The 8,321-nt window shown below is 32.0% G+C and carries 11 protein-coding genes; 7 read left to right on the forward strand and 4 right to left on the reverse strand.

The window, feature by feature from the left end; translation table 11 throughout:
* Positions 1-55: 55 nt before the first annotated feature.
* Positions 56-430, forward strand: a complete 375-nt coding sequence (locus BD31_RS07110) for a hypothetical protein (protein ID WP_048097553.1) — start codon at positions 56-58, stop codon at positions 428-430.
* A 157-nt stretch (positions 431-587) separates the two neighbouring features.
* On the opposite strand, the gene BD31_RS07115 is transcribed toward BD31_RS07110, so the two are convergent.
* Positions 588-773, reverse strand: coding sequence for a hypothetical protein (locus BD31_RS07115; protein WP_158641235.1), 186 nt, complete (start codon positions 771-773; stop codon positions 588-590).
* Positions 774-844: 71 nt separating this feature from the next.
* On the opposite strand from BD31_RS07115, the gene BD31_RS07120 reads away from it, so the two are divergent.
* Positions 845-1,033 carry a hypothetical protein gene (locus BD31_RS07120; protein ID WP_008300541.1) on the forward strand — a complete coding sequence of 63 codons (189 nt, stop codon included), beginning with the start codon at positions 845-847 and terminating at the stop codon, positions 1,031-1,033.
* Positions 1,034-1,054: 21 nt separating this feature from the next.
* On the opposite strand, the gene BD31_RS07125 is transcribed toward BD31_RS07120, so the two are convergent.
* Both BD31_RS07125 and BD31_RS07130 read right to left on the reverse strand, forming a co-directional pair.
* Positions 1,055-1,255 carry a hypothetical protein gene (locus tag BD31_RS07125; RefSeq protein WP_008300539.1) on the reverse strand — a complete coding sequence of 67 codons (201 nt, stop codon included), beginning with the start codon at positions 1,253-1,255 and terminating at the stop codon, positions 1,055-1,057.
* 26 nt (positions 1,256-1,281) lie between these two features.
* The gene (locus tag BD31_RS07130) at positions 1,282-1,515 is read right to left on the reverse strand and encodes a hypothetical protein (RefSeq protein WP_008300542.1); all 234 of its coding nucleotides are present in this window, start codon (positions 1,513-1,515) and stop codon (positions 1,282-1,284) included.
* 135 nt (positions 1,516-1,650) lie between these two features.
* Between BD31_RS07130 and BD31_RS07135 the strand changes: the two genes are divergently transcribed.
* From BD31_RS07135 to BD31_RS07155, 5 genes are all read left to right on the forward strand, one after another.
* Positions 1,651-2,952 carry a ComEC/Rec2 family competence protein gene (locus tag BD31_RS07135; RefSeq protein WP_008300549.1) on the forward strand — a complete coding sequence of 434 codons (1,302 nt, stop codon included), beginning with the start codon at positions 1,651-1,653 and terminating at the stop codon, positions 2,950-2,952.
* A gap of 449 nt (positions 2,953-3,401) precedes the next feature.
* Positions 3,402-3,608, forward strand: coding sequence for a hypothetical protein (locus tag BD31_RS07140; protein ID WP_048097555.1), 207 nt, complete (start codon positions 3,402-3,404; stop codon positions 3,606-3,608).
* Complete coding sequence (locus tag BD31_RS09680) at positions 3,609-5,246, forward strand: tyrosinase family protein (protein WP_008300538.1); 1,638 nt, start codon at positions 3,609-3,611, stop codon at positions 5,244-5,246.
* A gap of 42 nt (positions 5,247-5,288) precedes the next feature.
* On the forward strand, positions 5,289-5,957 hold the full coding sequence (locus BD31_RS09685; protein WP_008300555.1) for a hypothetical protein: 669 nt from the start codon (positions 5,289-5,291) through the stop codon (positions 5,955-5,957).
* Positions 5,958-6,034: 77 nt separating this feature from the next.
* Positions 6,035-6,868 carry an ATP-grasp domain-containing protein gene (locus BD31_RS07155; protein WP_238536093.1) on the forward strand — a complete coding sequence of 278 codons (834 nt, stop codon included), beginning with the start codon at positions 6,035-6,037 and terminating at the stop codon, positions 6,866-6,868.
* A 573-nt stretch (positions 6,869-7,441) separates the two neighbouring features.
* Here the strand turns inward: BD31_RS07155 and BD31_RS07160 are convergent.
* Positions 7,442-8,321: hypothetical protein (locus BD31_RS07160; protein ID WP_008300553.1), on the reverse strand; the 880-nt coding region annotated here is incomplete at its 5' end.

An 8,321-nucleotide genomic window follows, 5' to 3' on the forward strand; every position in this document is an offset into this window, starting at 1 on the left:
ATATTTTCAGAAAATCAACTATATGCTTTATCTCTGAGTGTGAGTATAATATCACATGAGTATAGCTGGAATGTATATGCTGAATTCGCTAGAGTATGATGAGAACAAAATTCGTCAAACCCTTGACATGCTCTATGTTGATAGAAAAAATGAGTTTCGCGAATTGTCTCATGTATTATTAACTGAAAAAGCTTTAAAATCAATGCCAAATTGGAAGGAGTTTGTATTAAATTTTTGTTTGGATGTTGAAGATGCTTTTAAGACATGGTCTGGACAAACACCTCTTTCGATTAGTTCCCCTCAAAAGGCATTGACAATTTTGAGACAATTAGGTCATGATAAGACATCCATGAATCAACTTGCTCACTTGCTCAATATATCGTACAACCTATCTTTAGAATTCAAAGAGATCTACAGACGTCTCAAATAATCTATTTTTTATTTTTGATCTTAATACCTAAATTCAACAATGATCCTCTCTAAATATATTGGATTTCATGCTAGAAGTCAAATAAAATTTTCTTCTTCTTATGCCTCGAGTAGTAATTTTTGAGAATTTCTAGATTGATTTAGTGATTTCGTAAAATCTATTTTGGCATTATGAATTCTTGACAGGGATTTTCTCTTTTTTCTGCCCTGCATTTTTTACAATGACATGAAACATCTTCTGCTTTCTGTGGGTTGGGATGGTTAATCATGTGTTCAACACCTACATGATTGCAGTTAGCACAAGGTAAGGTAATTCGTTTGACCCATTCTCCCTGTTTTCCCATAACCATCATTGACTTGAAGTCAAAGAAAAAGGTTTAGAATCTAAGGGAAACTTCCATCATTTATCATTTCTTTGTACATTGTTTTTTCGAGTTGGGTCTCAGTTGTACTGCATTTATTACATGGAATTCAGTATTTAGTTAAAGAAGATATTCTGAAGATTCCTCCAACTACTCAAGGAACTAACTATGGCTCAAACCAAATTCCAACATGGATTAAAAATAATGCTTTGTGGTGGTCAGATGATGCAGCTGATGTCTGAGTATTCGTTATGATTTGTATCTTATTCATTTGTAAAAGAATATGTTTCTCCACATTTTCCACATCTGTCTCTGAATCCTTCTGCAGGTTTAGTCAGACCACAAAGCCCACAATATCTCATTATTCCTTGTTTTACTAATTCAAGATTGCATCTATCTCTATCCTCTGTGTTATGTTGATCTTTTGATTTACTGCATATGGGACATATTTCATCATAAGTCATATGATCCTAATTTTGTTTTCTACTTCTTAACTATTCTTTTCATGATAATATGATATTCCACATAATGTCCCTCCTCCTGAAGAAATACCTGTGATGGATGCAATCATCCATGCTTTACTAATGATTTCATTACATTTGCTTAATTCTTCACCTGTCAAATTTTCACATGATTTTTCTAATCCATCTAACATTCCAAATACAATTACTCCCATCACTAATCCTACGGCGAGTCCTGAAATTGTGGCAATTTTTGTAGCCATACAAAAATCCTCTTTTATCTCCTATTTGAAACAATTCTAGATGGTTTTTTGGGATTTTTTTAGACCCAACTTGCTCTACTAGTCCGGTCGAGTGACAAGAAAAAACATTATTTATTATTATGTTATGAACTTACTATGCCTATTTCTGATTGGAGATTCACAAAAAACCCTTTGACCTTGGTACGTGATTCAAAGAAATCTTCCAAAAAAAGACGAAAAACTATTGCTCGTTTGTTGATGGGGGAATGGGTTAAACCAATAGATATGAAAAATACTGAATCACTTGTTGCTTACAGAGGTGGAAAAGGGTATGTCGACACCAGTGATTTTTCAACAAAACGAATGTTGGAAATTTATTTTCTTGATGTTGGTCAAGGTGACGCAATACTTGTCCAGACTCCTGATGATAGACGAATATTGATTGATGGTGGGCGTGATGGAAAAGCTCACAGCTTTTTAAAATGGAAATATAATCTAAAAAAAACCACAAACAAAATTCACTTTGATGCGATAGTTATGACTCATCCTGACCAAGATCATGCAAAAGGATTGGTTCCTGTCCTGAGTGATCCTCAAATTACTGTTGATTCTGTTTACCATAACGGAATTGTACGATTCAAGGGTGATAAGATTGGAAAAATAAAAAATAAACAGCTGGTAGAACTTTATGATGATGTCACAGAAATTGACAAGAGGGATCTTTCACGTGATTATCAGGGGTTTGTTGCAGCACTAAATCTTGCAAAACAGAAGAATTCCAATCTTACAATAAAACATCTTGATCAACTTTCAAAAAAATTACCTGAATTTGATTCTGATGATCTAATCATCAAGGTATTGGGCCCGTTAAATGTAGGAACAAAATCTGAGATAAAATACAGATACTTCAAAGATAACGGTGTCACATTAAATGGAAACTCTGTAAGTCTCATGCTAGAATATGATCGATGCAAAGTGTTGCTTTGTGGAGACATGAATGAACCTGCAGAAACAAAGTTCCTAGAATATCACAACGGTTCAAAATTAAGAGCAAATGTGTTTAAAGCAAATCATCATGGAAGTCAGGATTTTACTTCCGCGTTCCTTAATGCAATAAAGCCCTGGGCAAGCGTTGTCTCTTCTGGAGATTCTCCTGATTATGGTCATCCAAGAGCAGTATTGCTTGGTAGTTTAGGTCGACATGCTCCGTCAAATATAGACAGACCTCTTGTGTTTTCAACTGAGATTGCAGCTACCTTCAAAGAAATTTCAGAAAAAGAGTTTGCCCATATGAGTACAAAATCTACCCCGTTATATGAGAAAACAATTCAGGGAGTGATTCATGTACGTAGTGATGGCAAAAATCTTGTTTTGGGAAGAGTGTTTGGAGATTCAAAATTGGCAAACCGTGAAAATCCTAATGGATATGACTGGGAATATTATCAACTCAAATTATAATTTGTAAAATTATCTGAACTAAACTCACAATCGGGACTTTTTGAGAGACAACTTACTCTACTAGTCCGGTCGGATTCAAACAAGAGAGTCCTGAACTGAAAGTATGAGTCCCTTTTGAGGACTGGAAAATGAAGTATAGAACTAACACTAATACTCTGATTAACCCCTAATTACAAAACGGATGTTGGCCTGTGAACCAACCATTTTCAATACTGAGGGCGAGTTGTGTTAAATTAGTTTGATGCCGTACCTTTTTCTTTATAAATAAATCCCAATTTTACGTTTCATGACTAAGATGTAAAGATCTTATGAATATCATAATCTGCTTAACATATTTGTCTTATTTTATATATAAAAAATTATTATGAATATGATGAATTGTGAATATATTTCAAACGTAAGTTATTAAAATGATAACTTTTTAAATATGCAATTTATTAATACTTTTGATGAAAGTTCATTCTCAAACATATAAGAAAAAAAACATTACTGTGCAATTGATAAAAAATGTGCCTCATCTCTTCATAAACAAAAAATTAATTGAAACTACCTATGATTTGGATGCAGAAAAATATGGATGCATGTTAATGCCGTATAAACAATATGAAACTTTGATTGATTTAGCAAAAGACTGTATTGATAATGGAGTGAAATAATTGGTTCGAAAAAATGCTTCTAGTTTAAATCCTATTGAGAGAGAAAATTTTTGTAAGGCAGTTTTAACACTAAAGAATACTAAAATCCCTGGACATGCATTAAATCGATATGATGAATTTGTAGCAATTCATTTTGGTGTCACTAGTAGAGAAAGAGCTAATTTACCTATAGGCGATGGTGCTCATGGTAATTCCGGTTTTCTACCATGGCATAGGGAATTTCTTTGTAGGTTTGAACATGCATTAAAATCCGTTGATCCAACAGTTTCCCTTCCATATTGGGATTGGAGCTCAGGTGATACATCTGATACTATTGATATTTTTAATGATGATTTCATGGGTCCTGCTGGAACTGTAAATTCAGGATACTTTTCTGGAACTGGTAATTCATTTAATTCTAATAGACCTTGGATAGTTCATCCGTCATTAGATCAAACATCTCCTGGTCAACCACCTTTAGGTTCTACATTGATTAGGAATTCAAACCTTCTTTCCGCTTCAACTCTGAATTATTTAATGGATCTTGGTGAAATGGCACGTGACTCCTTAAACGAATCTACGTATAATGCTTTTAGAAGTACTTTAGAACATCCTCCTCATAATCACGTCCATGGAGTAACTGTTCAAGGGCATATGGGATGGATGACCTCTCCTAATGACCCTATTTTCTTTTTACATCATGCAAATGTTGATCGACTCTGGGCAGAATGGCAAAGAACACATCCTGGATCGTCAAATTATACTCCTAATGCAACTGAACCATATGGGGTTCATCTAAACGACCCTATGTGGCCTTGGCAAGGTGCAGATACTACAGTAACTACTCGTACTCATACTGACAGCAATGCTTCTCTTAACACTTTACTTCCATCATTTTCAACTGCAGATTTGGTTACTCCTAATGATGTATTAGATCATATACAAAGATGTGGTCCATACGATACTGATCCAATTTCTAAACCAAAAGAATTTGAGAAAATACCTAAAGAAATAATTAAAGAAATCATAAAAGATAAAGAAAAAGAATTTGGAGATAAGAATCCTAAAGAAATAATTAAAGAAATCATAAAAGATAAAGAAAAAGAATTTGGAGATAAGAATCCTAAAGAAATAATTAAAGAAATCATAAAAGATAAAGAAAAAGAATTTGGAGATAAGAATCCTAAAGAAATTAAAGAAATCATAAAAGATAAAGAAAAAGAATTTGGAGATAAGAATCCTAAAGAAATTAAAGAAATCATAAAAGATAAAGAAAAAGAATTTGGAGATAAGAATCCTAAAGAAATTATAGAAACAGGCGATATTAAAATTGAAAACAATAAAGATGTAGTTGAGATTCTTTCTACCCCCTCAACTACTGTTTCATCCCCTAAACATCCAAAAGAACAATCAAAAGAAACTCTGGAAATAACTAACACATTATTTGATCCACTATCAAAAATTAATCATAGATTGGATATGTTAGAAAATGAAATTAAGGGTACTGCTTTTATTAAAAGTACTGAAAGACCCAATATTACTAAACGAGCCATATCAAAAAATACTTCCACCAAAAAAACAACGAGAAAAAAGACTAAAAACACTAAAAACACTATGCCTAAAAAATCTAATACCTCAAAAAGAAAAAGAATCTCTTAATAATTAGCTGGGATTTTTCTGACTTATTTACTCGTATCTAGTGTGTTTGATACTGAAGCTTTGGAGATTACAGCAAAATACCCTGATCTTGATATCCGTATTTTAACTCCAAGGGATCTATCTACAAATGGTTGGGATGTCAATACAAAAAATTTTATGAATTCTATTTGTGTTGTAGAAGGCAAATCCCTAAAAATATCAAAAATTAAGGGAATCTGGGTAAGATTATCTGCTATTACTCCTGATGAACTTTCTCATATTAAACAAACCGATAGAGAATATGTGGCAACCGAAATGAATGCCTTTTTGGTATATTGGCTAAAAATGATGAGCTGTCCCGTCTTGAACCCTCCTGGAGATCTTTTATTGAATGGCCCTCTATGGACAAGAGAACAATGGTTGTTTAAAGCATCCACTGTAGGAATATCTGTAAAAACAATTACTTATGATACATCAAATGCAATATTAGATGAAAATTATAAAAATATTGTAGAAACAATTTTGATTGACTCTAATTGTTTTGGAATAAATGATCCAGTATTAATTTCTAAAATAAAAAAACTTTCAAAAATATCCAATACTCCTTTCTTGTCATTGACATTTTCCTTTGAAAATAGATTAGAATTATTATATGCTAATCCAAACGTTGTAAATTGTTCTAATGAAATTTTAGATGAAGTTTTTAATTATTTTCAGGAATTACAATCATGATTTTGCTATATGGTACTAATTTTGATAGTCCTTTACTGGATATTTATAAAATATTGTTTCAGAGAAATGAATCTGTAATGTTTCTTAATCAGGAAGATGTAGGTAAGATGAGAATTTCTTTTGCAACTGACCCTGAATTAATCTGTATTATTCGTCTACCGAATAAAACAATTGATTTGCGTTCAGTTACTGCAACATATTATCGTCCATATGATTGGAGAGAATTTTCGCAATTCAGTTCAAGTTCATCTTCTGATCAAAATTGGCAATTGGCTCAAATTAATGAAAGTATACTTAATATCTGGACTGAATTAACTGACTCACTTGTTATAAACAAACCTAGTATGATGGGAAATAATAATTCAAAACCATTACAATCTGAAATCATAAAATCTATTGGATTTCGTACTCCTGAAACTTTAATCACTACAAATCCAAATACAGTAAAATCATTTCATAAAAAGCATAAAACAGTGATTTACAAATCCATTAGTGGAGTACGTAGTATTGTATCTAAATTGAATACCGAAAAACTTTCTGAATTAAATGATGTACAATGGTGTCCTACACAGTTTCAAGAATATGTTAAAGGAATTGATTATAGAATACATGTGATAGGTGATAGTATTTTTCCATGCAAAATCCTTTCTCACGCTGATGATTATAGGTACTCCTCAAAGACTGGTAGAACTACTCGTTTGGTTAAATCTACTATTCCTTTAGATGTTCAACAAAAATGTATCAAACTAACAAAAAAGTTAGGTTTACTTATTTCTGGAATTGATTTGCGCCAAAATCCCAATGGTGATTGGTACTGTTTTGAAGTAAATCCTACTCCTGGATACACTTTCTATCAGGAACAAACAGGACAACCAATAGGACAAAAAATTGCAGATCTTTTATCCTTATGACCAATGAATCTATCCATAATTATGTCTAGTACATTTTTTACGAATATCCTATACTGAAATAGAAATGATTTTGATTTTACTTCTAAGAGTAAACTCCATTGCGGTGTTGAAGTATTATTTTGATACTCTATTAATTATGAAAATTTTTATTCAATCATGATTCATGTCTGATGTTTTAAATAATTAATTTGTGTATTTGTTATGTGGTATTTAGAAAATGTGCTCATTGTGGAAGGGAATATGAAGATGTGTTTAATCGACGTATTTGTTCTGACTCTTGTTCTCTAGAAATTTCATGATTTTTTCATTTTATCTTGATTCAAACCTATCTGCGTTCATTTTGACCCCAAAACAGTAGCTGAATCCACGTGGATTCAAACCAATTCTCACAAAACGTAGATTGGTCTGTGAACCCCCCTTCAACACTGGGGGCGAGTTTTGTTAAATTAGTTTGGTGTCGCACGCTCAAATGATGATTTTCTGCCTAAATTTTAGTCTGGCTAAAACATCAATTTTATATATAAAAATGATGTAATGTGATTATGGAACCCGGTCCACAACCTCCATTGTAATTTAAAAATAAAGTAATTTTTCATAATATTTAGGAAACGCCTTATCTAATCTACCTTTAGAGAACTCGTGTTCTTTTGATACATAGTCTAGAGTTTCTTTTGAAAGAAATTTCCCAGAAGAAAATTTGTTAGGATACCAATTGTCATACACTAAATTCAATTCATACAACAATAACTCATCTATACTTTTGGCAAGACTTTCTAAACTCTTTTTGTCTTTTGGACATAAGTTTGAAAACCAATTTATCACAGAACAAAAATGTTCATCATAACCACTGTTTGGCCTTTTAACAAGTTTTAACATTCTAGCTACTGATCTTGATGAATTTAAATCCCTAAATTTCCAATAATCAGGTTCATTTTGAAAAATCCCAAAAATTTTTCTAGCAAGTGCATGAGATAATTGGGATATTACATCCTCCGCATCTTGATCAGTTAAAAGTAAATCTCCTCTAGCTACAAATTTTTCATCTAATTCCGAGAATTTTAACAATGACAAAAATAGTTTAACATTATTGATTTCATCTCCTTGTGGAAATCTATTGGTATATGATGCTATTTGATTTGAGTAATTCATTAAATCTATGTAATCGTTGAATTTGATATTTACTCTATCCATACGATATTTTGACATGGCAAGAGCATCGTCTTTTTTCTTTTCTAATTCATTTTTTGTCTCATCTCTTTTTTTAGATAGTATAGAATATAGAAAAGTAATCCCAGCTCCGGCACCAGGTAAAACAATACCTGGAATCAATATCGTATTAATCAAAGTAGTATCAGTTGATACTTCTGTTACTTGAAAATTAGAAGATTTGATGACGTCTTTTGTATCTCCATCTTGAACAAATACAGTATAATTTCCTTGTTTTATGAAATAT

It is taken from the genome of Candidatus Nitrosopumilus salarius BD31, from assembly GCF_000242875.2.
Classification (GTDB): Archaea; Thermoproteota; Nitrososphaeria; order Nitrososphaerales; family Nitrosopumilaceae; genus Nitrosopumilus; species Nitrosopumilus salarius.

Coding starts and splice junctions, on each gene's coding strand:
- BD31_RS07115 (WP_158641235.1), bottom strand. CDS start 773: ATGGGAAAACAGGGAGAATGGGTCAAACGAATTACCTTACCTTGTGCT.
- BD31_RS07130 (WP_008300542.1), bottom strand. CDS start 1,515: ATGGCTACAAAAATTGCCACAATTTCAGGACTCGCCGTAGGATTAGTG.
- BD31_RS07135 (WP_008300549.1), top strand. CDS start 1,651: ATGCCTATTTCTGATTGGAGATTCACAAAAAACCCTTTGACCTTGGTA.
- BD31_RS07110 (WP_048097553.1), top strand. CDS start 56: ATGAGTATAGCTGGAATGTATATGCTGAATTCGCTAGAGTATGATGAG.
- BD31_RS07155 (WP_238536093.1), top strand. CDS start 6,035: ATGTTTCTTAATCAGGAAGATGTAGGTAAGATGAGAATTTCTTTTGCA.
- BD31_RS07140 (WP_048097555.1), top strand. CDS start 3,402: ATGAAAGTTCATTCTCAAACATATAAGAAAAAAAACATTACTGTGCAA.
- BD31_RS07125 (WP_008300539.1), bottom strand. CDS start 1,255: ATGACTTATGATGAAATATGTCCCATATGCAGTAAATCAAAAGATCAA.